Consider the following 26,655-nt stretch of genomic DNA (forward strand, 5'->3'; position numbering starts at 1 on the left):
TCTGTGCGTCAGAGGCGCCCGGCCGCCTTCAGCTCGAGATAGCGGTCGGCGATCCGCGGCGGCAGCGACTCCGGGTCGGTGGCGATGGCCTCGCCGCCCGCCCGCCGAATGGCATCCGCCACCACCTGTGCGTCGCGGAGGGTCTGCTCCGCGGCCGCGGCGAGATACACGTCGATGCGGGAGTCGCGGCGCGTCGCCGTTCGGGTGATCGCGTCGTCGGTCACCGAGCCGACCAGCAGGGTGGTGGCGCGGGAGGCGTCGGGGAAGGCCCCGAGGAACCCTCGCGCCGATTCGGCGGCGTCCTGCGCGGTCAGCACGACCACCAGCGACGGGCGCGTGGTCAGCGTGCGCACGGATGCGAAGGCCCCGGCCCAGTCGGTGTCGACCAGTCGGGCGTGCACCGGCGCCATGGCATCGGTCAGAGCGGGCAGCAGGCCTGCTCCGTCGACGCCGGTGACCCGCGCCCTCGCGACCCGGTCGTACATCAGCAGGTGCACGTGATCTCCGGCGCGCGACGCCAGCGCCGCCAGCAGCAGGGCCGCCTCCAGTGAGGCGTCCACGCGAGTGCCGTCGCCGACGCGCGCGGCCGCGGTGCGCCCCGTGTCGATGAGGATGACGACGTGCCGGTCCCGTTCCGGGCGCCAGGTGCGCAGCATCGTCGTGCCGGCGCGGGCGGTGGCACGCCAGTCGATCGAGCGGATGTCGTCACCGCGCACGTACTCGCGCAACGAGTCGAACTCCGTGCCCTGTCCGCGCACCTGGATGGAGGTGTTGCCGTCCAGCTCGCGCAGGCGCGCCAGCCGCGAGGGGAGATGCTTGCGCGAGGTGAACGCGGGGAGCACCCGCAGCGCACCGCGCACGTCGTGCCGCGCCTGGCGCCCGGCGAGTCCCAGGGGCCCGCGCGAGCGGATCACCACGAACGCGCTGGACAGCTCGCCGCGCCGTCGGGGGAGGAGGGGGATCTGCGCGCGGCGGCGCTCGCAGGCGGGGATGCTCAGTCGCACCCGGGCCTGGGGAGCGCCGGCCGTCGGCTGCCAGGCGTCGCGCAGCACGGCGCGCAGCGTGCGCGCGCCGATGTTCTGCACGGCGACGCCGGCGGACACGGGTTCGCCGAGACGCGCCCGCGCGGGCACGGCGCGCGTGACGACCACCTGGCGCGGGCTGGCCGCGAGCGCCACGTCGAGCGCGACGAGGGCGGCGCACAGCAGCAGCCAGATGCCGAACACCGCCCACACCGGGTGTCCCATCGCGCTGAGCAGCACGACGGGGACGACACCCAGGGCGATCAGAGGCGCCGGCAGCGCGGTGACGTACATCTCAGATCGGCACCCGGGTCTGCTGCACGACGGACTGCAGCACCGCATCCGCCGAGACGCCCTCCATCTGCGCGTCCGGGCGCAGCTGCAGGCGATGACGCCACACCGGCATGAGCATCGTCTGCACGTGGTCGGGAGTGACGGCGGAGGACGCGTTCAGCCACGCCCACGCCTTGGCGGCGGCGAGCAGCGATGTCGATGCGCGGGGGCTCGCGCCCAGCTCGACCGAGGGAGACTGGCGGGTGGCGCGGGCGAGGTCCACGACGTAGCCCAGCACGTCATCGGTCACCTGCACGCGGGCGGCCGCATCCTGCGCGGCACGGATCTCATCGCCGGTGACCACGGGCTGCACCCCGGTGAGCAGTCGCGGTGAGAAGCCCCCCGCGTGCAGGCGCAGCACCGACACCTCGGCGTCGCGCTCGGGCATCCCGACCACGAGCTTCATCAGGAATCGGTCCAGCTGCGCTTCCGGCAGGGTGTAGGTGCCCTCGTGCTCGACCGGGTTCTGCGTGGCCGCGACGAGGAACGGGTCGGGCAGGGTCCGGCTCACGCCGTCGGCCGACACCTGCCGCTCCTCCATGGCCTCCAGCAGCGCCGCCTGGGTCTTCGGAGGCGTGCGGTTGATCTCGTCGGCGAGCAGGATGTTCGTGAACACCGGGCCTGCACGGAACTCGAACTCTCCCGTGCGTGCGTCGTACACCAGAGATCCGGTCACATCGCCGGGCATGAGGTCGGGCGTGAACTGCACGCGCTTCGTGTCCAGACCCACGGCGCGCGCGAAGCTGCGCACCACGAGCGTCTTCGCGACGCCCGGCACGCCCTCCAGCAGCACGTGGCCGCGGGCGAGCAGGGCCACCAGAAGCCCGGTGACCGTGCCGGCCTGGCCGATCACGGCCTTGTCGACCTCTGTGCGCACGCGGTGCATCGCCTGGCGCAGCACGTCATCGCCGGGCGGGGCCTGATGCGCGTCTGCGTGCGGAGTGGGGGAAGTGCGCTCGTCGCTCACGGGCGGTTCCTTTCGATGTGGACGGCGTCGTCGACGGCCGTCTCGAGTTCGGCGAGTCTGCGGGCGAGGTCGATCAGCTCGTTGTCGCTCTGCGGTGCGGAGCCGGCGAGCAGGTCGTACAGCGATGTGCGCGGGATCCGCAAGCGATCGGATGCGGCATCCGCCACCTCCTGGGCGGTGGAGCGGGGACCGAGTGCGAGGCGCGCGGCCAGACGCGTGACGGTGCCGGTGCGGATGGCCTCGCCGGCGTGCGGGGCGTCGGCGGCCCTCGCGGTGAGCCGGGCGCGCCCCTGCATCGTCTCGGACGCGCGCACCGTGACCGGCAGCGATTCCGCGACGAGTGGGCCGAACCGGCGACCGCGCCACCAGATCGCCGCGAAGCCGGCGATCATCAGCAGCAGGATCGCGGGCGTGACCCACTCCGGCGTGAGATCGCCCAGGGAGTCCTCGTCGACGGACAGATCGCTGTCCTGGAAGTTCGGCACGTACCAGACGATCCGGTCCGTCTGGGCGAGCAGGGCGAGCCCGAGGGCGGCGTTGCCGTTCTCGGCGAGGGCGTCGTTGCTGAACAGGTGCGTCCCCTCGACGAGCGTGACCATGCGCGCGTCCGCGGTGGTGCGCAGCACCGCGGACGCGCCCGACTCGACGCGGAAGCACCCGTCGACGCCCGGAGCCGGCAGGAACATCCGCTCGGCTTCGATCACGCCGACATCGGCGAACTCGGGCACCCCGCACCCGGCCTGCACCCGGCCCGCCTCGCCCGGCACGTCCTCGCCGAGCTCGAGCAGGCGCAGCATCCGCGCGCTGCCACCGAGCAGGACCACCCGGTCCGCGCGATCGATCAGGTCGAGCACGGCCTGATCGCTGAGCGTGTACGGGTCGGTCATGACCAGCGTCGTCTCGGGGTCGAGCGCGCCGGCGGCGTCGAGGCGACTGCGCGTGATGTCGATGTCCGAGCCCTGGTCGCGCGCAAGCTCGGCGAGCGCCTTCGCGCCGGCGGGACCGGGACCGTCCGGATTCAGCGTGCCGGTCAGATCGGGATCCGTGACGGCGAAGCGCATCGACAGCAGGGCGATTCCGACCAGGAGCGCGGCGACGAAGATCCATCCGATCAGGCGCCGCCCGCGCCCCGGCGCGTGCGGCGCGGCGGTCGACGCCGGGCCGGACCCGGCGCCGTCTACGGGGTCGGCGGCGACGACGGAAGGGGCGGAGACGGAGGGTGGGGCCGTGGTCATGCCGGAACCGCCTCCGGCGCGCGCAGCACGGGGGTCGCCGCCCGGAGCTCGTCGTCGGTCACGGCGAGGGCGCGGTACTCCGCTTCGCCTGCCGGGGTGCCCAGGTAGCGGACGGCGTCGAAGGCGATCGCGCAGTCGTGCAGACGATCGCGGTGGGCGGGGAACGGCGCGCTGGCCTCTCGCGCGATCCCCTGAGCGGTGGCGCCGGGCGCCGGGTCGATGAGGTCGCGTTCGAGGAGGGCTCGTGCGAGGGCGCGGAAGCGCAGGACGACGGCCGCGTCCCAGTCCTGCTCGCGCGCCCGGCGCTCCGCTTCGGCGCGCAGCTGGGCAGCGGTGCGGTCGTCGCGCTCACCGAGCAGTTCGGGACCGCGGCGGGCGGCGCGCGAGGCCCGGGGCCGTCCCCACACGAGCAGGGCGACCACCAGCGCAGCGATGACGACGATGACGATGAGGGTGACGGCGATCGGGGCGACGCCGCCGGCGCCGTCGGTGCTGAACAGTTCGAAGAACCACTTCACGACGCCCGCCGCCCATTCATCGAACCAGGTGGGCTTCGCGGCCTGATACTCCTGCTTGGCGAGCTCGTCCTCGGCCCACCGCTGCGCCTCGTCCCCGTCCGGGATGAGCACGTCGGCGCGGGGAAGGATGATCATGCGTCTCCGCCGGGAGGAGCCCACGGGCTCGTGGAGGTCGGCGGGATGACGCGCGGCGCGGAGCGCTCGGTCGCAGGCGGGGCCGGTGCCGGTGGCGCAGACGGCGCCTGACCGGGGTACGGCTGGGCCGGGTATGACTGCGGGGCCGGGTACGGCTGGGCGGGATACGGCTGCTGGGCCGGGTACGGGTGGCCGGCGTACGGCTGCTGCGGGGCCGGGTACGGCTGGGCGGGATACGGCTGCTGGCCGGGGTACGGCTGCTGTGCGGGGTAGGCGGGAAAGCCGGTCGGCGAGCCGTACGCGGTCTGCGCCGGCGGCGGCGCGCTGGAGACCGCACGGGCGGGATCCACGACGTAGGGATCGCCCAGCTGGTCGTCCGGCGTGCCCTGCGCGCTGAGATCGACGTGGCGGATCAGCGCCTGGTCCAGCGCCTCGTAGCGCATCCGGCTGTCGAGATAGATGAGTGTGGCACCGGTGCCCTGCACGACGATCGAGATCGCCTGGACGGCGAGCACGAGAACCTGCGGCAGCACGTTCACGGCGATCACGCCGACGTACTCGGTCGGCTCGCTCGCACCGGTGGGCGCGAGCAGGCCGGTGAGCACGGTGGAGAGGATGGATGCCGGGAAGGCGACCACCTGCACGGCCAGGCCCATGATCAGGCCGATGAGGGCGGTGATGCCGAACGCCGGCCAGAACCGTCCGCGGATCAGGCGCCACGAACGCACCAGCGCGGTGCGCAGCGTCGCGCCCTCCAGTACGAGCACCGACGGCACGACGAGGAGCTTGACGGTCAGCCAGATGAACAGCGGGATGCTGCCGAGCACGGCCAGCAGACCGACGCCGACCGCGATCGCGATCGCCTCGGCGCTGCGGAACCCGCCGGCGGAGAGGATGCTGAACACGATCGAGAAGATGATCGCCACCCAGATCAGAACGGCGAGGGACTGCAGCAGAGAGTATGCGAACAGGCGCCAGAAGGCGGGGCGGACACGGCCCCACAGCATCCGCAGCGACGCCTTGCGCGACAGCGCGGCGTAGGACACGTCCGCGGCGACCAGCCCCTGCACGACGGCGGTGAATGCGACGGTCGCAAGGGCCATGAGGATGGCGGCGGCGCCGCCGAGCGCGATGGAGCCCGCGACGATGACGCCGTAGTCCGGCGACGAGACGGGCACCGAGGCGATCCGGGCCGCGATGAACCAGCCCACCAGCAGCAGTACGCCCGCAGTGACGAGCCCGACGGCGAACTGCACGACCACGGCGAAACCGAACAGCACCTTCGGGTTGTGGCGCAGCGCCGCGAAGGCACGACCGAGGATCGTCCCGAACGGCATCGGATGCAGCGGGATCGCCCCCCTCTTCGGAGCCGGCGTCCAGGTCTGTCCGCTCATTCGGCACCCCCTCCCATGTGCCCTCCCATCGTGGCACATCGGGTGGTGTCGACGGGCGCGCGACAGCCTCTCGGCCGGGACGGGATTCTCAAGTAGGCTGATCCGAGTCGCGGGCGCGCTGGGACTTTCGCCGCCCGCTTCCGGAAGAAAGATGAGGCTGGGTGCAGATGACCTCTCGAATCCTGGTGGTCGACGACGACACGGCGCTCGCCGAGATGATCGGCATCGTGCTGCGCACCGAGGGGTTCGACGTGCAGTACTGCGCCGACGGTGCGCAGGCCGTGGAGGAATGGCGCACCGCGCGCCCCGATCTGGTTCTGCTCGACCTGATGCTCCCCGGCATGGACGGCATCGAGATCTGCTCGCGCATCCGCTCGGAGTCCGGTGTGCCGATCATCATGCTCACCGCGCGCAGCGACACGGCGGACGTCGTGCGCGGACTCGAGGTGGGGGCGGATGACTACATGGTCAAGCCGTTTAATCCGAAGGAGCTCGTCGCGCGCATCCGCACGCGGCTGCGACCCGCTCCGCAGGCGACCGCCGAGGTGCTGCGCGTGGGCGACCTCACGATCGACGTCGACGCGCACGAGGTCCGCCGTGGGACGACCCCGATCGCTCTGACCCCTCTCGAGTTCCAGCTGCTGGTGGCGCTGTCCTCCAAGCCCCAGCAGGTGTTCTCCCGCGAGATGCTGCTCGAGCAGGTCTGGGGCTATCACTACAAGGCCGACACCAGGCTCGTCAATGTGCACGTGCAGCGGCTGCGCGCGAAGGTCGAACTCGATCCGGACAACCCCCGGATCGTGATGACCGTGCGCGGCGTCGGGTACCGTGCCGGGAGCGTCGGCTAGGAGACCCCGTGATCGCGACGACCGCGACGCGCGTGGTGACTCCGTCCTGGCGCTCGCCGCGCACCTGGCCGCAGACGGTGGCCTCCGCCTGGCGGCGCTCGATGCGCTTCCGGGCGACCGCGATCACGCTGGTGCTCACCTCGTTCGCGATCTTCGTCACCTGCGTCATCATGGGGCTGGTCATCCGCAACGACCTGTTCGAGGCGCGCAAGGACGAGGCGCAGCACAACGCCAGCCTGGCGGTGGCGCAGGCGCAGCGTGTGCTCGACGCGGGACAGGCCAGCGCCGACGACCGCGCGCGGCTGTCGGGACTGTGGCGCGAGGCGCGCAATGTTCTCGGGCGCGCCGCGTCATCCGACCGCATCGGCGGCTTCCTCGCCGAGAGCGAGACCGACGGCTACACGCCGCCCACGTTCAGCCTGAACCTTTCGTCGGCGCAGTTGAGCGGCGAACTGCGCACGCGGGTCGTGAGCGTGCCGGGCCGGCAGGCCTGGCAGTCGATCGCCCTGCCGCACGACGACGGCACCGTGTCGGCGGGGATCGTGGTCGGGCAGCTGCTGAGGATTCCGGGCGTGGGCACGTATGAGGTGTACATCGCCTACGACCTCTCGGATGCGGACGAGACCCTGCTGTTCGTGCAGCGCACCCTGTGGCTGGCCGGGCTGTCGCTCGTGGCACTGATCGCGGTCATCTCGTGGCTGGTCCTCAGATCGGTGTCGGCGCCGATCATCGAAGCCGCCGACACCAGTGCACGACTCGCATCGGGAGATCTCGGCGTGCGGCTTCCGGTGCGGGGCGAGGACGAGCTGGCCAGCCTCGGCCGCTCGTTCAACGCGATGGCCGACAGCATCGAGGGGCAGATCAAGGAGCTCGCCGAGCTCTCCCTGGTGCAGCAGCGCTTCGTCTCCGACGTCTCGCACGAACTGCGCACCCCGCTGACGACCATCCGGCTGGCCGCGGAGATGATCAACGACCAGAAGGACGAGTTCGATCCGACGACGGCGCGCACAGCCGAACTGCTGCACACGCAGGTGCAGCGCTTCGAGACGCTGCTGGCCGACCTGCTGGAGATCAGCCGCTACGACGCGGGCTCGGTGCAGCTGGAGGTCGAGGCTACCAGCCTCGCACAGCTGGCGGAGGACATGGTCGAGCAGCTGCGGCCGCTCGCGGTCACGCACGGCACGGAGCTGCGCCTGGTGGCACCCGGAGGGTACTCGCCCGTCGACATGGATCCGCGGCGCGTGCGCCGGGTGCTGCGCAACCTGATCGGCAACGCCATCGAGCACGGCGAGGGTCAGCCCATCGTCGTCACGGTCGACAGCAATCAGCACGCCGTCGCCGTCGGCGTGCGCGACTTCGGCCTGGGGATGCGGCCCGAGGACGCCGAGCATGTCTTCGACAGGTTCTGGCGCGCCGATCCTTCGCGCCGACGCACCATCGGCGGCACGGGGTTGGGGCTGTCCATCGCGCTGGGCGACGCGCGGCTGCACGGGGGGACCCTCGAGGTGTGGTCGGAGCTGGGCATCGGCACGAACTTCGTGCTCACCCTCCCGCGCCCCGGCGCGGACCCGCAGGGGCAGGGTCCTGTGCCGGTGGAGCCGCAGGAGATGCTGGCGGACCTCGGCAGCGTCACGCAGCCGATCGTGCTCCGCCGACCCGACACGGAACGGGGGAGCGCATGAGAGCGCATTCCGGCATCCGCCTCGCCGCGGTCGCCGCGGCCGCCCTGCTGCTCGCAGGCTGCGCCGGGCTGCCGACGACGGGAGCGCCGCAGCCCGGACTCGCGATCGGCGACGACGCCGAGGCGCCGCCGTTCACGCTGACCGCCGAGAAGCCGCGCGCCGGCGACGGCCCCGAGGAGATCGTGGCCGGCTTCCTCGAAGCGTCGATGACGCCCGTCGGCGACTGGGAGATCGCCCAGGAGTACCTCACCGAGGACTTCAAGAGCACCTGGAAGCCCGATATGGGCGTGGCGATCGACACGTCGGTCGAGTCTCGTCGGATCGCCTCGACAGTCCAGGCCGACGACGAGGAGGCGACGAGCGCCGAGGTGCGGGTGGAGCTCGACCAGATCGCGAGCGTGGATGCCGACGGCGCCTACAGCGCGCTGCCCGCTCCGGGCAAGTCCACCTACCGCCTGACGCGCACCGAGGGCGGCGAGTGGCGCATCGCGGACGCACCGGATGGCATCGTGCTCGACACCGACACGTTCGGTCAGGTCTACCAGAAGTACGCGCTGAAGTACTTCGACACGAGCTGGAGTCACCTGGTCCCGGACGTGCGCTGGTTCCCGCGCCGCGCGGCCATGGCCACCTCGATCAGCCGGGCACTCATCTCGGGGCAGCCCAGCGGCTGGCTGGCGCCGGCCGTGCGCTCGGCGTTCACCGAGGACGTCTCGCTCGCCGGCGACGCCGTGGTCGTGGAGGCGTCGGTCGCCTCGGTCTCGCTGTCGCGCGCCGCGTTGACCGCGTCGCCCACCGTCCTCGCGCGGATGCGCACCCAGCTCGAGGCGAGCCTGGTCGAGGCGGGAGTGAGCGAGGTGCGCTTCACGGTGGACGGCGCGCTGCTGGACGCGGACACGGTTCCGGTCGACGACACCATCGTGGATCCCGGCGTGCTGGTGCTCAACGGCGAGATGTTCGGCACCACGACCTCGGGCAGTGCGCTCACGCCCGTGGACGGGCTGACCGACCAGTTCGACCGGATCGCCGACCCCATCCGCTCCCTCGACATCTCCGCGACGGCGACCCTGGCGGCCATGCAGCTGCGCGACGGACGCGTGTTCGCCGTCACCGCCGGCGACTCGGTCGGACTCGACGAGAGGTCCGGCCTGATCGAGCCCTCACTCGACCCGTTCGGCTTCACCTGGACCGTGCCGAGCGATCATCCCGACCGGCTCAAGGCGGTGAGCGCTCAGGTCGAGCAGCACGACATCGCCCGGGCGTGGCCGAGCGCCGACTCGATCAGTCACCTCCGGGTGTCGGCGGACGGCGCCCGCGTCGCGGCGGTGGTCACGACCGGCGGGCAGCGTCGCGTGGTCGTGTTCGCCGTGCTGCGGGGAGAGGACTCCAAGCCGACCGAGCTGGGAGAGATCCCGCTGGAGGTCGGCCACGTCAACGGTCCCGTGCAGGGGCTGGCCTGGATCGGTTCCGACGCACTCGCCGTGCTGTCGGGAACGCCCGAGCCGACGCTGACCACATACGCCGTCGGCGGGCCGTCATCGTCCTCACCGGCTCCGGACGGCTCGGTCGCGATCGCCGGGGCGCGGACGCCGACGGGTCTGCGAGTGCTCACCGCCGACGGGACGGTCTACGCGCAGCGCGGTTCCTCCTGGCAGATCGCGGTGCAGGACGTCCTCGTGCTCGGCACCCGCGCCGGATACTGATTCGTCCTGCACACGAGAGCACAGGACCCGGTTGTCCACCGATGCCGTGATCGTGACATCAGCGCGCGCCGGCGTTGCGTCAGCATCGACTCGTGGTCGAGGAACGATGGATGATCGAGCAGCTGCGGGACGCACTGGCGTTCCTCATCGCATCCTGCTGTCCGGGCTGCGACGAGCCCGGAACGCTGCTGTGCGGTGCGTGCCGGGAAGCGCTCCGGCCTGATCCGGTCACCGTCCGCACACCCGGAGGGCTGCGGGTGCACGCGGCGCTGACCTACGAAGGTGTCGTGGCCCGTTGCATCCGGCGCGTGAAGGAGGAGGGGATGACGATGCTCGCCCGCCCGCTGGGCGCCGCGCTCGCCGGGGCCCTCATCGCGAACGCGCCGAGGGACGCCCTGCTCGTCCCCGTGCCCACCGGACGCGCGCCCTTCCGCCGCCGCGGATACCGGGTGCCCGAGCTGCTCATCCGGCGGGCGGGCTTCCGCGCCGAGCGGATGCTGAGCCCGGCGCGTCGCACGGCAGACCAGCGAGGACTCGACCGTGCGTCGCGAGCGCGCAATGCGGCGGGGAGCATGCGGGTCGGCAGGGCGCGCGGCGACGGGGGAGATGTCGTGATCGTGGATGACGTCGTCACGACGGGTGCCACGCTCGACGAGGCCGCCCGAGCGCTGCGCTGCGCCGGCTTCCGCCCGGTGTGCGCGATCGCGCTGGCCGCCACGCCCGGCCGTCGCGACACGGCCGAACTTCCGGTGAACGGATAGTGACATGCGGGTGATCGGCGACTACGGTAGGGGTTCACAAGGCGACCACGGTCCGCCCTTGGCCGGGAGGACCGGGACAAGGAGACAGTGATGGAAACGAGCATCGTCGGCGTCGGAGTGAGCATCTCCGATCGGTTCCGCACCGTAGTCGAGGAGAAGACCGCACGCATCCAGACGCTCGCGCCGAAGGCGCAGCGCCTTGAGATCAAGGTCACCCATCGTGCCTATCGCAATGGTCGCGTGCCCGATGAGACGGTGGAGCTCACGCTCCTCGGCAAGGGTCCGGTCGTTCGCGCAGAGGCGGTCGATACCGACAAGTTCACGGCGCTGGACCTTGCGCTCGACAAGCTCGCCGAGCAGCTCCGCCGCGCGAAGGAGAAGCGCATCGACGGTCGCCACCACCCGCGTGGCGCGCACTTCGAGAAGGGCAGCGGGGCGCTCGAGGGAATCGACGTGCAGCCGGCGTCGGCAGACGTGCTGCATGCCGTCGCCACCGGTGCGATCCCCGTCGTGGAGGACGACGACGAGGCCTACTCGCCCGTCGTCATCCGCACCAAGAACTTCGATGCGGAGTGGATGACCGTCGAAGAGGCCGTCGATCGCATGGAGCTGGTGGGCCACGACTTCTTCCTCTTCGTCGACGCGCGTACCGATCACCCCAGCGTCGTGTACCGCCGCAAGGGCTGGGATTACGGCGTCATCTCTCTCACCACGGCCGCGCCGCCGGCGGAGGCGCTCGCGTCCTGAAGCCCCGACGTGCGAGAGGCGCCCTCCCGATCCGGGAGGGCGCCTCTTCCGTTCGACCGGGCGCCTCTGTGACGTCGGAGCCCGGATGTCCCACAACCGGCGGGTGTTCGTCGGTCGGACCCGCGGCTTCTGGGACACGGCCCTGAGCGCGGCTCAGGAACGGCGACGTGATGGCGGCAGGACGCGCCTGTTCTGGGACACGCCGTGCGCATCATTGTGCGCACCTGCGCGTGTCGGTCAGTCGAAGATGCCGTCCAGGATGCTGCCGATGACGAGGCCGCCGAGAACACCGCCGACGATGTCGCCGCCCCCCATGCCGCCCCGGCGTCCGCCGCCGCCCCAGCCGTCGCCGCCCCAGCCCTGAGTCTGCGGGCGGGCCGAGTCGATGTCGCGCTGCGCGAGCTGCAGGGCTTCGGATGCGAGCTGGGCGATGCGCCGAGAGGCCGAGAGCGCCTGCTCGCGGGTGTCCTCTGCCGGGAGCATCGCCGGTACGTCGACGCGAAGGCGCTCGGCCTCGGCGAGCCGGGTGCGGGCATCCGCTCCGATCCAGCCGCGGTGGCCGGCGATGAGCCCGCGCGCGACGCCGAGCTGACGATCCGCGTCGTCGAGGGCGTGCTGGACCTGGGCGAGGGAGGGGAGCGGATTCTGGGCCCGGTACTGCGCCTTGGCGATGACCTCGTCGAGGGCGGAGTTCGCCGATCGCAGCTCGGTCAGCTCTGCGAACGGATCGTTGAGGGTACCCGTGGGGGCGAGAGCGGCCAGGGCGCTCTCCAGGGCGGAGGTGGCAGCCCGGACCTCCGGGGTCTGCGGGGCGGTGCGAGCCGCGACGATGTCGCCCCGGGAGTCGGCGACCACGTCCGCGAGCGTCGACTCGGCGCGCAGAGCCTGGATCTCGAAGTCCTCGACCGCATCGAGCATGGCTCCGGCGCGTCTGACGGCCTCGGTGGCGGTCTCGAGAGCCAGGTTCGCCTCTTCGTTCTGCTTGGCCTCTCGGCGGCGCTCCGACACGTCGGCGCCATGGGTCGCGAACGCGATCAGCTGTGCGGCCTCGTCTCCGGAGGAGGCGATGCGGCGCATGGCGGTCTCGGCGTAGCGCGACGACAGGCGGGCGATGGTCTCGCGCGCCTGCGGGATGCGTGCCTCCAGCGCCTGTGCGTCCTTCCTGACCTGCGCGACGATCTCGGGCGCGCGACGCACCTTCGCGATCGTCTCGGCGAGGACGCCGGTCTTCTCGTCGAGCAGATTCTCGGCCCAGTCGCACAGCTGCACGATGCGGGCGTTGCGCGTGCGCAGCTCCTCGACCGTGTCGGGGATCTCGTCGTGGTTCAGCTGGTGCAGCTGGAAGGCCTCGCGCAGGTGCGTGCGCACGGCGTCGAGGGCGGCCTTCAGGTCGGAGGTCAGGGAGTCGCCGAGCTCCGCCTGCGCGAACACGAGCTCATCCGAGGTGGTGCGGATGCGCTCGTCGGCGGCGACCAGCGCCTGCTCGGCGCGGCGCGCGAGATCCGCGTCCTGCGCGGTGAGTGCTTCCTCTTCACGTTTGCGTCTGCCCCAGAATCCGGCCATGTATCGATCCTACGTTCGTCCGGTGATGCGCGTGCTGTGCATCCGATGCGCCTTCGGCGAACACCCGCTCCCGCTGAGACCCCGGGATACCGCCCACCGGGTACAGCCGGCCGCACCTGGGGGTGTGGGTAGCACGGAGTCTGGGCGAAGTCGGGGGCGGGTCAGGCGGTTCTCCGCTCGGGCACTCATACAGACGCTTTGGCGGGGCGCCCGCGCTTGGGGCGCTCGGCCGACAGTTCCAGGTGCAGCTCGGGTCCGGGATGCCGGGCCAGGAGCTGCTGCGCATGATCCAGCCAGCGCAGCTCGGCCTCGGCGGAGAAGATCATCGCGTCGATGACCAGCGACTTGGCGAGTTCCTCGGCACCCGCCGGCTCGGGGTCGGCGGCGCCCTGCAGCGATCGCAGGTGAGCCAGCGATGCTCTCCGCTGAGCTCGGATCACCCCGGTGACGTCGGCGCCGGGCAGGGTCGCAGCCAGTGCCAGCTTGATGGCGAGTTCGTCGCGCGTGCCGGGCTGGCGGGGCACCGGAGAGCGCAGCCACTCCGCGGCCTCGACGGATCCTGCTGCGGTGATCCGCCAGTAGACGTGACCCTGCTCGTCGATGTCGCCCTTCTGCACCAGGCCGTCGCGCTCGAGGCGCTCAAGAGTGTTGTAGATCTGGCCGACGTTCAACGGCCACGTCGATCCGGTGCGGCGATCGAACTCGGCGCGCAGCTGGTACCCGTAACAGGGGCCCTGGTCGAGGATGGCGAGCAGACTCTGGCGGACGGACATGTGGTCTCCGTTCGATTCCCGGTAATGCGTTTCCGAGTATATGCATGCTCGGAAAAAGCCGTAAGGACTCCGACTCCCGGCGTGTTCGTTCGCCCTCAGCGTCAGCCGCGCGTCGCGGGTACACAGCATCCGCAAGTCACAGACCGGTAACATGGCACGGTATGCCCGGCGGTGACCCTCGCCGGGCGCCCGAGAACCCAAGGGAGACATCCGTGGCGAATCCTCTCGAGAAGCTGCTGCGTGCCGGTGAAGGGCGCATCCTCCGCAGGCTGAAGCAGGTCGTGAAGGCCGTGAACGCGCTGGAGGACGACTTCGAGAAGCTCACCGACGAGGAGCTGCGCGGTGAGACCGCCGAGCTGCGGGCCCGCTACGAGAAGGGCGAGACGCTCGACCAGCTGATGCCCGAGGCCTTCGCCGCCGTTCGCGAGGCGGCGCGCCGCACCCTTGGCATGCGTGCGTACGACGTGCAGATCATGGGTGGCGCCGCGCTGCACAACGGCAACATCGCCGAGATGAAGACCGGTGAGGGCAAGACTCTCGTGGCCGCGTTCCCGTCGTACCTCAACGCCATCGCCGGCAAGGGCGTGCACATCATCACGGTCAACGACTTCCTTGCCTCGTACCAGTCCGAGCTCATGGGTCGTGTGCACCGCGCGCTGGGCATGACCACCGGCACGATCGTCTCGGGGCAGACGCCCGAGGTGCGCCGTCAGCAGTACGCAGCGGACATCACCTACGGCACGAACAACGAGTTCGGCTTCGACTATCTGCGGGACAACATGGCGTGGCGCAAGGAGGATCTCGTGCAGCGCGAGCACTTCTACGCCATCGTCGACGAGGTCGACTCGATCCTCATCGACGAGGCGCGCACGCCGCTGATCATCTCCGGACCGTCGTCGGGCGAGGCGAATCGCTGGTTCACCGAGTTCGCCAAGATCGCCCGCACCCTCGAGGTGGGGGTCGACTACGAGGTCGACGAGAAGAAGCGCACGGTGGGTGTGCTCGAGCCCGGCATCGAGAAGGTCGAGGACTACCTCGGCATCGACAACCTCTACGAGTCGGCCAACACGCCGCTGATCTCCTTCCTGAACAACTCCATCAAGGCGATCGCCCTGTTCAAGAAGGACACCGACTACGTCGTGATGAACGACGAGGTCATGATCGTCGACGAGCACACCGGCCGCATTCTGGTCGGTCGCCGGTACAACGAGGGCATCCACCAGGCCATCGAGGCCAAGGAGGCCGTTCCGGTCAAGGCCGAGAACCAGACCCTGGCCACCGTGACCCTGCAGAACTACTTCCGCCTCTACGGCAAGCTGGCGGGCATGACCGGAACCGCCGAGACCGAGGCGGCCGAGTTCATGTCGACCTACAGCCTCGGCGTCGTTCCCATCCCGACGAACAGGCCGATGATCCGCAAGGACCAGCCCGACCTCGTCTACAAGAACGAGCAGGCCAAGTTCGCCCAGGTCGTCGAGGACATCGCGGAGCGCCACACCACCGGGCAGCCCGTTCTGGTCGGAACGGTCAGCGTCGAGAAGAGCGAGTACCTCTCGCGACTGCTGGCCAAGAAGGGCGTCAAGCACGAGGTGCTCAACGCCAAGAACCACGCGCGAGAGGCCGAGATCGTCGCGCTCGCGGGCAAGCTGGGGGCGGTCACGGTCGCCACCAACATGGCCGGTCGCGGCACCGACATCATGCTCGGCGGCAACGCCGAGTTCCTCGCCGTGCAGGAGCTCAAGTCGAAGGGACTCGATCCCGAGGAGACGCCGGAGGAGTACGAGGCGGCCTGGGACGAGGCCTACGAGGCGATGAAGAAGCAGGTCGCCGAGGAGGGCGAGAAGGTCGCCGAGGCGGGCGGTCTGTACGTGCTGGGCACCGAGCGCCACGAGTCCCGCCGCATCGACAACCAGCTGCGCGGGCGGTCGGGCCGTCAGGGCGACCCGGGCGAGAGCCGGTTCTACCTGAGCCTCACCGACGACCTCATGCGCCTGTTCCAGTCCGGCGCCGCCGAGGCGATCCTCGCGCGCACGAACTTCCCGGACGACGTGCCGATCGAGTCGGGACTCGTCAGCCGTGCCATCCGCAGCGCCCAGTCGCAGGTCGAGGCGCGCAATGCCGAGATGCGCAAGAACGTCCTCAAGTACGACGACGTGCTCAACCGGCAGCGCGAGGCGATCTACGCCGATCGCCGGCACATCCTGCAGGGCGATGACATCGCCGGGCGCGTCCGTCACTTCATCGAGGACGCCATCGGCGGCGTGGTCGACGACCACACGGCCGAGGGGCACACGGAGAGCTGGGACTTCGACGCGCTCTGGACCGAGCTGAAGACCCTGTACCCGATGAACGTCTCCATCGACGAGGTCGTTGCCGAGGCGGCGGGCCGCAAGGGCGGCATCAGCTCCGAAGGCCTGAAGCGCGAGCTGCTCTCGGATGCCCTCATCGCGTACGAGAAGCGCGAGGAGTCGCTCGGCGAGGCCGCGACGCGCGAGCTGGAGCGACGCGTGGTGCTGCAGGTGCTCGATCGTCGCTGGCGCGACCACCTGTACGAGATGGACTACCTCAAGGACGGCATCGGACTGCGGGCGATGGCCCAGCGCGATCCGCTGATCGAGTATCAGCGCGAGGGCTACGCCATGTTCCAGTCGATGATGGGGCAGATCAAGGAGGAGTCGGTGGGCTACCTCTACAACCTCGAGGTCGAGGTGCGTCGTGCGGGGGCCGATCAGACCGAGGTCGAGGCGAAGGGCCTGGTGGACCAGCAGCCCGAGCAGAAGCTCGAGTACTCCGCCCCGAACGACTCGGGCGACGTCGAGGTGCGCAACGAGCGCGGTCAGGTGCAGCAGGCGGCGACCGCGCGCATGCGCAAGGCCGGGCAGCAGTCGGAGGAGCCCGCCCGCGGTGCGTTCGGACAGAAGACGGATGCCGAGGAGGCGCCGGCCGGAAACCGTGAGCAGCGTCGCGCTCAGAACCGCAGGAAGTAGAGCGCGGGGAACAGGGCCGGACCCGCGCGGACCGGCCCTTCCCGGTGGACGGGGCGCTCCCGCGAGACCGCTATTCTTGGCGGATGACCCGCCGAACCCTGGACCAGTCGTCCAAGCTCAAGAACGTCCTCTACGAGATCCGCGGCAAGGCGCTGGTCGAGGCGGCGCGTCTTGAGGCGGAGGGTCACCAGATCCTCAAGCTGAACACCGGCAACCCGGCGACGTTCGGATTCGAGGCGCCGCACCAGATCGTCCGCGACATGCTGGCCGCCCTGCCCACCGCACACGGATACAGCGACAGCAAGGGCGTGATCTCCGCCCGTCGCGCCGTCGTGAGCCGTTACGAGGAGATCGCGGAATTCCCCCGCTTCGATCCGGACGACGTCTACCTGGGCAACGGCGTCTCCGAGCTCATCACGATGGTGATGCAGGCGCTGCTCGACCAGGGCGACGAGGTGCTGATCCCGGCTCCCGACTATCCGCTGTGGACGGCCATGACCTCCCTCGCCGGGGGCACACCGGTGCACTACCTGTGCGACGAGGAGAACGGCTGGCAGCCCGACCTCGACGACATCCGCTCGAAGGTGACGCCCCAGACGAAGGCGATCGTCATCATCAATCCGAACAACCCCACCGGCGCGGTGTACTCCCGCGAGGTGCTGGAAGGACTCGTGCAGATCGCGCGCGAGAACCAGCTGCTGCTGCTCTCCGACGAGATCTATGACCGCATCCTCTTCGACGACGCGAAGCACATCCCGACGGCGACGCTCGCGCCCGACCTGCTGTGCCTGACCTTCAACGGCCTTTCGAAGACGTATCGGGTGGCGGGCTATCGCTCCGGCTGGCTGGTGATCACCGGTCCCAAAGCCCATGCCAGAGGATTCCTCGAGGGGATCACACTGCTGGCATCCACACGCCTGTGCCCGAACGTGCCCGCACAGCACGCCGTGCAGGCGGCGCTGGGCGGCGTGCAGTCGATCGACGCCCTCATCGCGCCCTCCGGTCGGCTGCACGAGCAGCGCGACATCGCCTGGGAAGGACTCGAGGCGATCCCCGGTGTCAGCTGCGTGAAGCCCGCGGGAGCCCTGTACGCCTTCCCACGGCTCGACCCCGAGGTCCACGAGATCCGCGACGACGAGAAGCTCGTCTACGATCTGCTCGTGTCCGAGAAGATCCTGCTGGTGCAGGGCACAGGCTTCAACTGGCCCCGCCCCGACCACCTGCGCGTGGTCACCCTGCCCGAGGCGCGCGTGCTCAGCGAGGCCGTCGAGCGGCTCGGGAACTTCCTCGCGAGCTACCGGCAGTGACCTCGGTGCGGGCATCGAGGCCCGCCGCGATGCGGCGGACCGCGGCGACCAGTGCAGAGCGCGGCGCGACATCGGCGACCGCCCGGGCGTGCAGCGCCGCGGCATCCGCCGAGCGCTGATCGTCGGGCACGAACGCGACATCCTCGATCCCGGCGAACCTCTCGAGCGTGCGCCGGATCTGCCCGCGCGCGTCGATGCCGAGCGGACCCGGCCTGACGCGGTTGGCGACCACCGTGATCGGGGTCCCGCCGAGCAGGTGCTGAAGTTCGGCGTGTCCTCGCAGGAAGCGGCCGACGCCGACGGGATCCGCCGAGAGCACGGCGATGACCGCATCGGCCTCGAGCAGCGCGGCCGTCGTCGCCGCGTTGCGTGACGGCGCCCCCGGATCGAGGGCGTCATCGTCTTCGTCGAAGGCGGCCGACACGTCCACCACCGTCTCGTCGAGCCACGAGCGGCATGCGGCGAGCGTCGCGCGCACGCGTGAGGCCCCGAGCTCAGGCCAACGACTCGGCCGGTTCAGACCGCCCAGCACCTCCAGTGTTCCGCCGGAGGTCTCCACCGGCATCGACAGGCGCGACAGCTCGGCGACGTCGAGGGTGCCCAGCTCGGCCCGTCGACACGCGGCTGCCAGCCCCGGTGCATCGTCGCCCAGCCCGAGCTGGATCGCCAGCGAGGGGGCGACGCTGTCCGCATCCACGAGAGCCGTGCGCCTCGCAGCACGGGAGAACTCCACCGCGAGCTGGACGGCGATCATCGAACGACCGGGCGCGCCGTGCGGTCCCCACACCGCGACGACCCGCGCCGGCTGCGCCGGAGGGGTCTGCGCGGTCGTGGACGCGGTCAGTGCCGCGAGGATCCGTGGCGCCGGTGTGTCGTAGGGAAGCGGCGCGGGCAGCCCGAAGCGCGCGACGAGCCGGGAATCCGCCGGACCGATCGGCAGCAGGCGGGCGCCGGCCCGGTCGCATGCCGTGACGAGATCGGGCGAGAGGAGAGAGCGGGTCGGCGCGAGCAGCACCGCATCGATGCCGTCGAGCGTCTCCGCGCGCAGGGCATCCGCCGTCAGGCACCGCACCTCCACGCCTTCCAGCTCGAGATCCGATGCCATGATGGCGGCCTCGCCCGCAGGAGCCACGATCAGCACGCGGGTCATGATCCCGCTCCGCCGGGGACGATCGAGATCGCTGAACCGCCGGTGATGGCCGCGAGGACATCGGCGACATCGGCTCGATCGATCACGAGCTCGACGTCGGTGCGGCTCTGACTGAGCATCCCGTCGGCCTCCGCCACGTGAGCGATGATCGCATCCCCGACGAGGACCCGCGGCTTGTCGAAGGAGCGGCCGTCCTCGACCGGCGGAGCATGCCAGAGCTCCACGACGGCGCCCGGAGCGAGCCCGGCCGGGATCGTCGTGCTGCTGACCACGACGGTGGTCGTGCGCACCTCGGCCTCGTCGCCGATCGCCGAGGCGGGCACCAGCTCGCCCTTCGGCAGAGTCCGAGTGGCCACTGCGCCTGGATCGAGGTCCTGCGGGCCGAGGTAGGCGTCGGTGAGGGCTCCCAGGCCCACCTCGATCACCTGCAGGTCGGCGGACGTGATCGTCTCGCCCGGCAGGACCGTGCGCGTGGCCTGCAGCACGGGAACGGTCTGCCGTGACGAGGCGACGAGCAGCCAGACGCCGACGACCGAGACCACGACGAGCACGAGCCCGATGATGAACCTGAGGTCGCCGAAGAACGGACGGCGGGCGAGCGGACGCATCATGCAGTCATCGTCACAGATTCCGGTCTTGCGTCCGAAAAGTTATCCACAGGGGGGATTCGCAGGCGCCGGCGGCCCCGGGCCGGGAGAGAATGAAGCCATGCCCGAAGCATCCGACATCGCTCCTCGCTTCCTCGCGCCCGCGCAGGTCGCCGAGCTGCTGAGCATCGAGGTCGATGAGGTGATCGAGCTCGTGCATCACGGTCGCCTGCGCGGCGCGCAGCTCGGATCACCGCCCCGCTGGCGCGTAGAGGAGTCCAGCATCGCGGAGTACCTCGCCGAGCAGTCCGAAGAGGCCAGGCGCATGGCGCTGTGGCGGCAGGCGAACGAGGCGAGCTTCCCCGAGCTCTGGGGGACCACGCCCTACCGTCGGGACTGATCACCCGGGCCCGCTCACAGCGCGGCCGAGGCGTCGCCCTCGACCCGCACCCACGACACGGCGTCGAAGGGGATGAGACGGAAACCCTGCACGGCCCGGGGCCGACGCGGCTCGCTTCGATCATGCAGCGCGAGATCCAGATGGTCGGCACCCGCGCGATCGATGGTGCCGTGCTGCGGATCGGCGCCTGTGCGGCGCACCGTGACCGGCGTGCGTCGGCGGGCGAGGTCGCGCATCACGAAGCCGAATGTCATCCGCTCCCGCAGACCCTCGCCGGCCATGCCCGCCTCGAGGCCGGCGAGCAGCACGCCGTGATCGGCTCCGATCGCGGTGATCGCCGCCGAGGGCACGATCCGCAGCCGGTGCTCGCCCGCGATCCCGACGCCGACCCAGTCGGCTCCCACCGCCCGCAGCACGCTGTCCCAGCGCTCGCCGGTCGTGAGCTCGATCCCGACTCGCGCGCCGCCCGCGGACATGATCCGCATCCGTTCCCGCAGCGTCAGCTTCGAGATGCGCAGGCGCTCGGACTCGGCGGCCAGCGCCGCGCGCTCGGCCTCCCACTCCGCAGCGAGCTGACCCTCGAGGTCGTCGAAGAGGTGCTCCCATTCCACGTGTACGAGGGTAGAGCGATCGGGCATGACGACGTACGAGTTATCCACAGATGCGATCGCGGAGCTTCCTCTGCGGCCCGGCCCATGCTGTACTGCAAGAAGGCACCGCCACGCACACCTTCATCGAAGAACTGCCACGAACCGGGGGGATCGCGGAATGATGACGACGACGCTGACCGAGTACTTCGCGCCGCAGCCCACCTCGGCGGCACGGCTGCCCGACCCGGTTCCGCTGCTGAGGGCCCTGACGCAGGGCGCCCTGGAGGTTCTGGCCGGCGTGCGCGAGGTCGATCAGCTGGCGCGATGGCTCAGCGAGGACGCGTTCCGTGCGATGGCCACGCGGGCCAACCTCTCCGCCCGCGCCCGCAGCGCCCGTGGAGTCGCTCCGGCCCGTCCGAGCTTCCGGATCCTCTCCATCCGCGACACGGCGCCCAGCGACGGCGTGGTCGAGGCTGTGGTCATCGTCGCGGGCCCCGGACGCACGCGCGCGGTGGCCGTGCGTCTCGAGGGACTCGACGGCAGATGGCGGGCGAGTTCGTTCGCCGTCCTGTGAGCATCCGCCGATCGAGGACCGCCGCCCAGGGCCTGCCCCGATGCGCCCAGTAGGCTGAACGCGTGTCCACCCTCAGTGATCTCGTCCACTCCCAGGGCCGCTTGACCGACGCGGACGTCGAATGGCTCCATCGACTCGCCGGCGACGGGCAGCTGCTCGCCGACCTCGCCTCGGCGGACATCGTCATCTGGGTCGAGGGATCCGAAGGCTCCTTCGTCGCCGTCACGCACTCGCGTCCCAGCGGCGCGGCCACCCTGTTCTACCGCGACATCGTGGGCGAGAAGGTCCGCCCCCAGTGGCGCACGCAGGTGCAGGCCGCATTTGAGACCGGCGAGATCGTCGACTCGTCGTCGCCGGACTGGTTCGAGGAGACTCCCACGCGCGTGCGCGCCGTGCCGATCGTGCGCGGCAGGGATCAGGACCGCGTGGTGCTCGGCGTGGTCACCCGGCACACCAATCTGGGCGAGGCCCGCATGCCGTCGCGGCAGCAGATCAGCTTCGACGAGTGCGCGAACGAGCTGTTCCGCATGATCTCCTCCGGCGAGTTCCCCGATCTCGCTGCACCCACCGCACCTCGTCGCGGCGCACCGCGAGCCTCCGACGGCCTGATCCGCCTCGACGTCGACGGCATCACGACGTTCGCGAGCCCCAACGCCCTGTCCGCATTCAACCGGATGGGCTTCGACGACGAGCTCGAAGGCGAGTCGCTGGCAGAGGTCACCACCCGTATCGTCCCTCCCTCGCGGCAGGTGGACGAATCGCTGCCGGTCGTCGTGACCGGTCGTGCGCCCTGGCGCACCGACATGGAAGCGCGCGGTGTCACCGTCTCGCTGCGCGCGATCCCTCTCAAAGACCACGGCACCCGCACGGGAGCGATCGTGCTCTGCCGCGACGTCTCCGAGCTGCGCCACCAGGAGCAGGAGCTGATCACCAAGGACGCGACGATCCGCGAGATCCACCACCGTGTCAAGAACAACCTGCAGACCGTCGCGTCGCTGCTGCGCATCCAGGCGCGCCGCACACACTCCGACGAGGCCCGCGAAGCGCTGACCCAGGCGATGCGCCGCGTCGAATCGATCGCGGTCGTCCATGACACACTCGCCAGCGGGCTGGCGCAGACGGTCGACTTCGACGAGGTGTTCGATCGGGTGCTGAAGCTCGTCGCCGAGGTGGCCGCCGCACCCAACACGCGGGCCCGCACCCAGCTCGAGGGCCGGTTCGGCGTGCTGCCCAGCGAGTACGCCACCCCGTTGGCGCTCGCCCTGACCGAAGTGGTCACGAACGCCGTCGAGCACGGTCTCGCCGGCCGCGAGGGCATCGTGCGCATCGAGGCGTCGCGCACCGCCGAGATGCTGCGGGTCACCGTGACCGACAGCGGTCACGGGCTCCCGGAAGGACGTGTGGGGCAGGGACTGGGCACGCAGATCGTGCGCACGCTCATCCAAGGCGAGTTGAGCGGAAGCATCGACTGGAAGGGCACGGAGGGCGAGGGAACGCAGGTGACCATCGAGATCCCGATGCGGTGGATCACGGCCTGAGCCGTCCGCGGCGGAGCAGCCGAGACGAAAGCGCCGGCCGGACCTCGAGGTCCGGCCGGCGCTTCGCGCGATAAGAGATCCGTGTCAGCCGGCGCGCCGGGCGCGGGCGGCGCGACGCTTGAGAGCGCGGCGTTCGTCCTCCGAGAGGCCGCCCCACACGCCGGAGTCCTGACCGGACTCGAGGGCGTACTGCAGGCAGATCTCGGTGACGGTGCAGGTCGCGCAGACGGTCTTCGCCTTCTCGATCTGATCGACCGCCGGGCCGGTGTTCCCGACGGGGAAGAACAGCTCGGGGTCGACAGTCAGGCATGCCGCTTTGTCGCGCCAATCCATTTGATGGCTCCTCAGAATTCGTGATCGGTGTGGTGTGACCGTGATCGGGCACTCGAGTTCGGGAGCGGATCGGGAGTCAGCTACCCTGGTCATGCGGGGAGTAACCCGCCCCACTCCGATGTGGGAGCACATGGCTTTCACCATTGTGTTACAGAAATAAGCTGAAATCAAGGGTTTTATGACAGCTCTTGAGAGGAGCGCGTGTGCGTCGTTTCGGACCGGCAGGCATCGCGGCCGTCATCCTCGGTCTCGAGGGGATCGCCCTCGTGGTGATCGGACTGGTCGAGCTCTTCGCGCTCGGAGCCGGCGACGCGACGTCGCTCGCGAACGGTCTCGCGCTGATCGTGCTGACGCTGCTCGGTGCCGCGGCGCTGATCGCCTTCGCCGTCGGCACCCTGCGCCGCGCATCTTGGGCGCGCTCCGGCGGCATCCTGTTCCAGGTGCTCGGCATCGCGCTCGCGCTCGCCGCGCTGAGCATCGCGCCCACGCCCTGGCTGTTCGTCCTGGCGCTGGGAGTCACGGGGATCGCCGGCCTGGTCGCGCTCATCGCGGCGGTGCGCCGGGACGGCGCGTCCGACCCCCGGCTGCAGGGAAGCGCGGCGCCGTCTCCGCGCGATCGTGCCGCCGGCGACGAGTGATCCTCAGGCGTCGACGCCCAGGGTCTTGCGCAGCCGCGCCACGTGGCCGGTGGCCCTGACGTTGTACTGTGCCAGTTCGATGACGCCCTGCTCGTCGATGACGAAGGTCGAGCGGATCACGCCTTCGACCACCTTCCCGTAGTTCATCTTCTCGCCCCACACTCCGTATGCGGAGTGCACGGCGTGGTCGGGGTCGCTGAGGAGCTGGAACGTCAGCCCGTCGCGTTCGCGGAACTCGCGCAGCTTCGCGGGCTCGTCCCGGGAGACGCCGACGACGGTGTAGCCCGCGCCCTGGAGAGAGGAGATGCTGTCGCGGAAATCACACGCCTGCGTCGTGCATCCCGGGGTCATGGCGGCGGGATAGAAGTAAAGGATGGCCTTCTGGCCGCGCAGGTCGGACAGCGAGACGTCGGTGCCGTCCTGGTCGGCGAGGGTGAAGTCGGGAGCGGGGGAGCCTGGTGCCAGTCTGGTCGTCACCCGGCCAGCCTAGCCGCCCGGCTCATCCGCCGAAGGTCGCCAGCAGGCGCTGCAGCGACTCCAGGCGAGCCCGTCCGGTCTCGGACAGCGTTCCGTCCGCCGCGGCCTCGTTGAGCGCGCAGTCCTCGGCGTCGGGCAGGTGCGTGCATCCTCGCGGGCAGTCCTCGGCGATCTCGGCGAGCTCGGTGTAGGCGGCGAGGATGTTCGCCGGGTCGACATGTCCGAGACCGAACGAGCGGACGCCGGGGGTGTCGATCACCCACCCGCTACCCGACGGCCCGGTGTACCGCAGCGAGACGGTCGACGAGGAGGTGTGGCGGCCGCGCCCCGTGACCTCGTTCACGTGTCCGGTCGCCCTTCCCGCGCCGGGCACGAGGGCGTTCACGAGTGTCGACTTGCCGACCCCGGAGTGCCCGACGAAGACCGTCGAGTGCCCGACCAGCGCTGCGCCGATCTCGTCCACGGGCATCTCGCCCCTGGCGCTCGTGAACACTGTGAGGTCGAGACCGTCGAAGTGGGCGAGGAAGGCGGATGGATCGGCGAGATCGGTCTTGGTGACGACCAGGAGGGGGCGGATGCCGGCATCCAGGGCCGCCACGAGGTAGCGGTCGACGAGTCGCGCTCGCGGCTCGGGATCCGCGGCCGCCACGACGATCAGCATCTGGTCGGCGTTCGCGACGACGACGCGCTCGACCTGATCGGTGTCATCCGCGCTGCGACGCAGCAGCGAGCTGCGCTCGACGAGCCCGACGATGCGTCCCAGGGTGCCCTCGTCGCCCGTCGTGTCGCCGACCACGCGCGCGCGATCGCCGGTGACGATCGCCGTGCGCCTGAGCTCACGGGCGCGCGCGGCGGTCACGGTGCGCTCGTCGGCCCGGTCCTCGCGGAGCAGGACGCTGTAGCGGCCTCGGTCGACGCCCAGGATGCGACCGATCTCGGCATCCTCGTGAGCGGGGCGGCGCTTGGTGCGCGGCCGGTTGGCCTTCGGGTTGGGGCGGGTCCGGATGCTGCTCTCGTCGAACTCGTCGAACTCGTCGAGCTCGGCGTCGTCCCCGCCCAGCCAGCTCACGCGGTGGCGCCCGTCAGCATCCGCTCCCACAGCATCGTGAACTCGGGGAGGGTCTTCGCGGTGGTGCCGATGTCGTCGATCTCGACGCCCGGCACCCGAAGCCCGATCAGGGCGCCCGTGGTGGCCATGCGGTGGTCGTGATGCGCAGGCCACGCCCCGCCTCGGAGCGGAACGGGGACGATGCGCAGGCCGTCGGGCAGTTCCTCGGCGTCTCCGCCGAGTGCCCGCAGGTTGCCGACCAGCGCCGCGATGCGGTCGGTCTCGTGCGCGCGGATGTGACCGACCCCGCGGATGGTCGTGGGCCCGTCGGCGAAGGCCGCGAGTCCGGCGATCGTCGGGGTCAGCTCGCTCGCCGCCGACAGGTCGAGGTCGAGGCCCCGGATGCCCTCGCCCGCCCGCACCGTGAGTGCGCCGCCGTGGCGTGAGGTGTGCGCGCCCATGGCGTGCAGGATGTCGGGCAGCAGGGCGCCCGGCTGGGTGGAGTGCAGCGGCCATCCCGTCACGGTGACCTCGCCTCCGGTCACCAGGGCGGCTGCGAGGAACGGTGCGGCGTTGGAGAGATCGGGCTCAATCGCCACGTCCTTGGCGCGCGGGATCCCGGCTTCGACCAGCCACTCGCCCACGGCGGGGCGCTCGATGCGGATCCCGCGCCGGCTGAGCGACTCGATCGTCATGTCGATGTGCGGCAGGCTCGGCAGATGCTCGCCGGTGTGCACGAGGTGCAGTCCGACGTCGAATCGGGGAGCGGCCAGCAGCAGTCCCGAGACGAACTGGCTGGAGCCGGAGGCATCGATCTCGACCCGGCCGCCGAGGATGCGACCGTGCCCGTGGATCGTGAACGGTAGCGACCAGGTGCCCTCGTCGTCGACGTCCACACCCAGGTCGCGCAGGCCGCTGATCAGCGTGCCCATCGGTCGGTGCAGCGCCGTCTCGTGCGCGGTCAGATGAACGTCGTCCGAGGCGAGACCGGCGAGCGGGGCGATGAATCGCATGACCGTGCCCGCCTGGCCGCAGTCGATCGTCGTCCCTCCGCGCAGCGGGGCGGGGGTCACCAGCAGATCGGGACCGAACTCGCCGTCGGAGGGCACCTCCTCGATGCCGATGCCCAGCTGACGGAGCGCTTCGACCATGCGGCGGGAGTCGTCGGAGTGCAGCGGTCGCAGCAGGCGGCCGGGTCCGTCGGCGATCGCGGCGATCAGCAGCTCCCGATTGGTCAGCGACTTCGAGCCGGGGATCGCCAGGGAGGCGGTCACGGGCAGCTCGACGGCCGGCGCGAGGTAGGAGCCGCGTGCCGGGGCGGGGGAATACCGTTCGTTGCTCATCG

Annotated in this window: 25 protein-coding genes; 11 read left to right on the top strand and 14 right to left on the bottom strand. The window is 70.7% G+C overall.

Features of this window, described 5'->3' with window-relative positions:
* Positions 1–8: 8 nt before the first annotated feature.
* From ACFWHT_RS05370 to ACFWHT_RS05390, 5 genes are all read right to left on the bottom strand, one after another.
* Positions 9–1,316, bottom strand: coding sequence for a DUF58 domain-containing protein (locus tag ACFWHT_RS05370; protein ID WP_378826157.1), 1,308 nt, complete (start codon positions 1,314–1,316; stop codon positions 9–11).
* A 1-nt stretch (position 1,317) separates the two neighbouring features.
* Positions 1,318–2,241: an AAA family ATPase gene (locus ACFWHT_RS05375; RefSeq protein ID WP_378827916.1), complete on the bottom strand. Its 924-nt coding sequence runs from the start codon at positions 2,239–2,241 to the stop codon at positions 1,318–1,320.
* A 77-nt stretch (positions 2,242–2,318) separates the two neighbouring features.
* Positions 2,319–3,557, bottom strand: a complete 1,239-nt coding sequence (locus tag ACFWHT_RS05380) for a DUF4350 domain-containing protein (protein WP_378826159.1) — start codon at positions 3,555–3,557, stop codon at positions 2,319–2,321.
* Positions 3,554–4,210 (bottom strand): DUF4129 domain-containing protein, encoded by a 657-nt coding sequence (locus ACFWHT_RS05385; protein ID WP_378826161.1) that lies wholly within the window; start codon positions 4,208–4,210, stop codon positions 3,554–3,556. Before ACFWHT_RS05385 ends, ACFWHT_RS05380 begins: the two co-directional genes overlap by 4 nt.
* Positions 4,207–5,604 (bottom strand): hypothetical protein, encoded by a 1,398-nt coding sequence (locus tag ACFWHT_RS05390; RefSeq protein WP_378826162.1) that lies wholly within the window; start codon positions 5,602–5,604, stop codon positions 4,207–4,209. The genes ACFWHT_RS05385 and ACFWHT_RS05390 overlap by 4 nt, the downstream gene beginning before the upstream one ends.
* Before the next feature lie 167 nt (positions 5,605–5,771).
* On the opposite strand from ACFWHT_RS05390, the gene mtrA reads away from it, so the two are divergent.
* From mtrA to hpf, 5 genes are all read left to right on the top strand, one after another.
* Positions 5,772–6,452 (top strand): MtrAB system response regulator MtrA, encoded by a 681-nt coding sequence (gene mtrA / locus ACFWHT_RS05395; protein WP_378826164.1) that lies wholly within the window; start codon positions 5,772–5,774, stop codon positions 6,450–6,452.
* An 8-nt stretch (positions 6,453–6,460) separates the two neighbouring features.
* Positions 6,461–8,134: an MtrAB system histidine kinase MtrB gene (mtrB, locus tag ACFWHT_RS05400; RefSeq protein ID WP_378826167.1), complete on the top strand. Its 1,674-nt coding sequence runs from the start codon at positions 6,461–6,463 to the stop codon at positions 8,132–8,134.
* Positions 8,131–9,837, top strand: coding sequence for an LpqB family beta-propeller domain-containing protein (locus ACFWHT_RS05405; RefSeq protein ID WP_378826169.1), 1,707 nt, complete (start codon positions 8,131–8,133; stop codon positions 9,835–9,837). The genes mtrB and ACFWHT_RS05405 overlap by 4 nt, the downstream gene beginning before the upstream one ends.
* 92 nt (positions 9,838–9,929) lie before the next feature.
* Positions 9,930–10,598, top strand: a complete 669-nt coding sequence (locus ACFWHT_RS05410) for a ComF family protein (RefSeq protein ID WP_378826172.1) — start codon at positions 9,930–9,932, stop codon at positions 10,596–10,598.
* A gap of 90 nt (positions 10,599–10,688) precedes the next feature.
* On the top strand, positions 10,689–11,345 hold the full coding sequence (hpf, locus tag ACFWHT_RS05415; protein ID WP_378826174.1) for a ribosome hibernation-promoting factor, HPF/YfiA family: 657 nt from the start codon (positions 10,689–10,691) through the stop codon (positions 11,343–11,345).
* A gap of 237 nt (positions 11,346–11,582) precedes the next feature.
* Here the strand turns inward: hpf and ACFWHT_RS05420 are convergent, their stop codons facing one another.
* Entirely contained in the window at positions 11,583–12,908 is a 1,326-nt protein-coding gene (locus tag ACFWHT_RS05420; RefSeq protein WP_378826176.1) for a hypothetical protein, read from the bottom strand.
* Between the two features lie 185 nt (positions 12,909–13,093).
* On the bottom strand, positions 13,094–13,681 hold the full coding sequence (locus tag ACFWHT_RS05425; protein WP_378826178.1) for a PadR family transcriptional regulator: 588 nt from the start codon (positions 13,679–13,681) through the stop codon (positions 13,094–13,096).
* A gap of 212 nt (positions 13,682–13,893) precedes the next feature.
* Here ACFWHT_RS05425 and secA point away from each other — a divergent pair, with 212 nt between their 5' ends.
* Complete coding sequence (gene secA, locus ACFWHT_RS05430; RefSeq protein ID WP_378826180.1) at positions 13,894–16,668, top strand: preprotein translocase subunit SecA; 2,775 nt, start codon at positions 13,894–13,896, stop codon at positions 16,666–16,668.
* A gap of 83 nt (positions 16,669–16,751) precedes the next feature.
* The gene (locus ACFWHT_RS05435; RefSeq protein ID WP_378826182.1) at positions 16,752–17,975 is read left to right on the top strand and encodes a pyridoxal phosphate-dependent aminotransferase; all 1,224 of its coding nucleotides are present in this window, start codon (positions 16,752–16,754) and stop codon (positions 17,973–17,975) included.
* Here the strand turns inward: ACFWHT_RS05435 and ACFWHT_RS05440 are convergent.
* Both ACFWHT_RS05440 and ACFWHT_RS05445 read right to left on the bottom strand, forming a co-directional pair.
* Positions 17,923–19,125 carry a CpaE family protein gene (locus ACFWHT_RS05440; protein WP_378826184.1) on the bottom strand — a complete coding sequence of 401 codons (1,203 nt, stop codon included), beginning with the start codon at positions 19,123–19,125 and terminating at the stop codon, positions 17,923–17,925. The two genes, ACFWHT_RS05435 and ACFWHT_RS05440, sit on opposite strands and share 53 nt — an antisense overlap.
* On the bottom strand, positions 19,122–19,736 hold the full coding sequence (locus ACFWHT_RS05445; protein WP_378826186.1) for an SAF domain-containing protein: 615 nt from the start codon (positions 19,734–19,736) through the stop codon (positions 19,122–19,124). The genes ACFWHT_RS05440 and ACFWHT_RS05445 overlap by 4 nt, the downstream gene beginning before the upstream one ends.
* Before the next feature lie 97 nt (positions 19,737–19,833).
* Between ACFWHT_RS05445 and ACFWHT_RS05450 the strand changes: the two genes are divergently transcribed.
* Positions 19,834–20,112 (top strand): helix-turn-helix domain-containing protein, encoded by a 279-nt coding sequence (locus ACFWHT_RS05450; RefSeq protein WP_378826188.1) that lies wholly within the window; start codon positions 19,834–19,836, stop codon positions 20,110–20,112.
* A 14-nt stretch (positions 20,113–20,126) separates the two neighbouring features.
* Here ACFWHT_RS05450 and ACFWHT_RS05455 read toward each other — a convergent pair whose 3' ends face one another.
* Positions 20,127–20,723, bottom strand: a complete 597-nt coding sequence (locus tag ACFWHT_RS05455; protein WP_378826190.1) for a hypothetical protein — start codon at positions 20,721–20,723, stop codon at positions 20,127–20,129.
* Positions 20,724–20,880: 157 nt separating this feature from the next.
* On the opposite strand from ACFWHT_RS05455, the gene ACFWHT_RS05460 reads away from it, so the two are divergent.
* The gene (locus ACFWHT_RS05460) at positions 20,881–21,276 is read left to right on the top strand and encodes an Rv3235 family protein (protein WP_378826192.1); all 396 of its coding nucleotides are present in this window, start codon (positions 20,881–20,883) and stop codon (positions 21,274–21,276) included.
* Between the two features lie 62 nt (positions 21,277–21,338).
* Positions 21,339–22,814 carry a sensor histidine kinase gene (locus ACFWHT_RS05465; RefSeq protein ID WP_378826194.1) on the top strand — a complete coding sequence of 492 codons (1,476 nt, stop codon included), beginning with the start codon at positions 21,339–21,341 and terminating at the stop codon, positions 22,812–22,814.
* Between the two features lie 84 nt (positions 22,815–22,898).
* Here the strand turns inward: ACFWHT_RS05465 and ACFWHT_RS05470 are convergent, their stop codons facing one another.
* A complete protein-coding gene (locus ACFWHT_RS05470) occupies positions 22,899–23,147 on the bottom strand; it encodes a WhiB family transcriptional regulator (protein WP_378826196.1) in 249 nt (82 codons plus the stop codon).
* 203 nt (positions 23,148–23,350) lie between these two features.
* On the opposite strand from ACFWHT_RS05470, the gene ACFWHT_RS05475 reads away from it, so the two are divergent.
* Positions 23,351–23,785, top strand: coding sequence for a hypothetical protein (locus ACFWHT_RS05475; protein WP_378826198.1), 435 nt, complete (start codon positions 23,351–23,353; stop codon positions 23,783–23,785).
* Positions 23,786–23,788: 3 nt separating this feature from the next.
* Here ACFWHT_RS05475 and bcp read toward each other — a convergent pair whose 3' ends face one another.
* The 3 genes from bcp to aroA are packed head-to-tail and all read right to left on the bottom strand — an operon-like array spanning position 23,789 to position 26,653.
* Complete coding sequence (gene bcp, locus ACFWHT_RS05480; RefSeq protein ID WP_378826200.1) at positions 23,789–24,262, bottom strand: thioredoxin-dependent thiol peroxidase; 474 nt, start codon at positions 24,260–24,262, stop codon at positions 23,789–23,791.
* A gap of 22 nt (positions 24,263–24,284) precedes the next feature.
* Positions 24,285–25,331: a ribosome small subunit-dependent GTPase A gene (gene rsgA / locus ACFWHT_RS05485; RefSeq protein WP_378826202.1), complete on the bottom strand. Its 1,047-nt coding sequence runs from the start codon at positions 25,329–25,331 to the stop codon at positions 24,285–24,287.
* Positions 25,328–26,653 carry a 3-phosphoshikimate 1-carboxyvinyltransferase gene (aroA, locus tag ACFWHT_RS05490; RefSeq protein WP_378826205.1) on the bottom strand — a complete coding sequence of 442 codons (1,326 nt, stop codon included), beginning with the start codon at positions 26,651–26,653 and terminating at the stop codon, positions 25,328–25,330. The genes rsgA and aroA overlap by 4 nt, the downstream gene beginning before the upstream one ends.
* Positions 26,654–26,655 lie beyond the last annotated feature (2 nt).

It is taken from the genome of Microbacterium sp. NPDC058342 (assembly GCF_042723935.1).
In the GTDB taxonomy this organism is placed as follows: Bacteria; Actinomycetota; Actinomycetes; order Actinomycetales; family Microbacteriaceae; genus Microbacterium.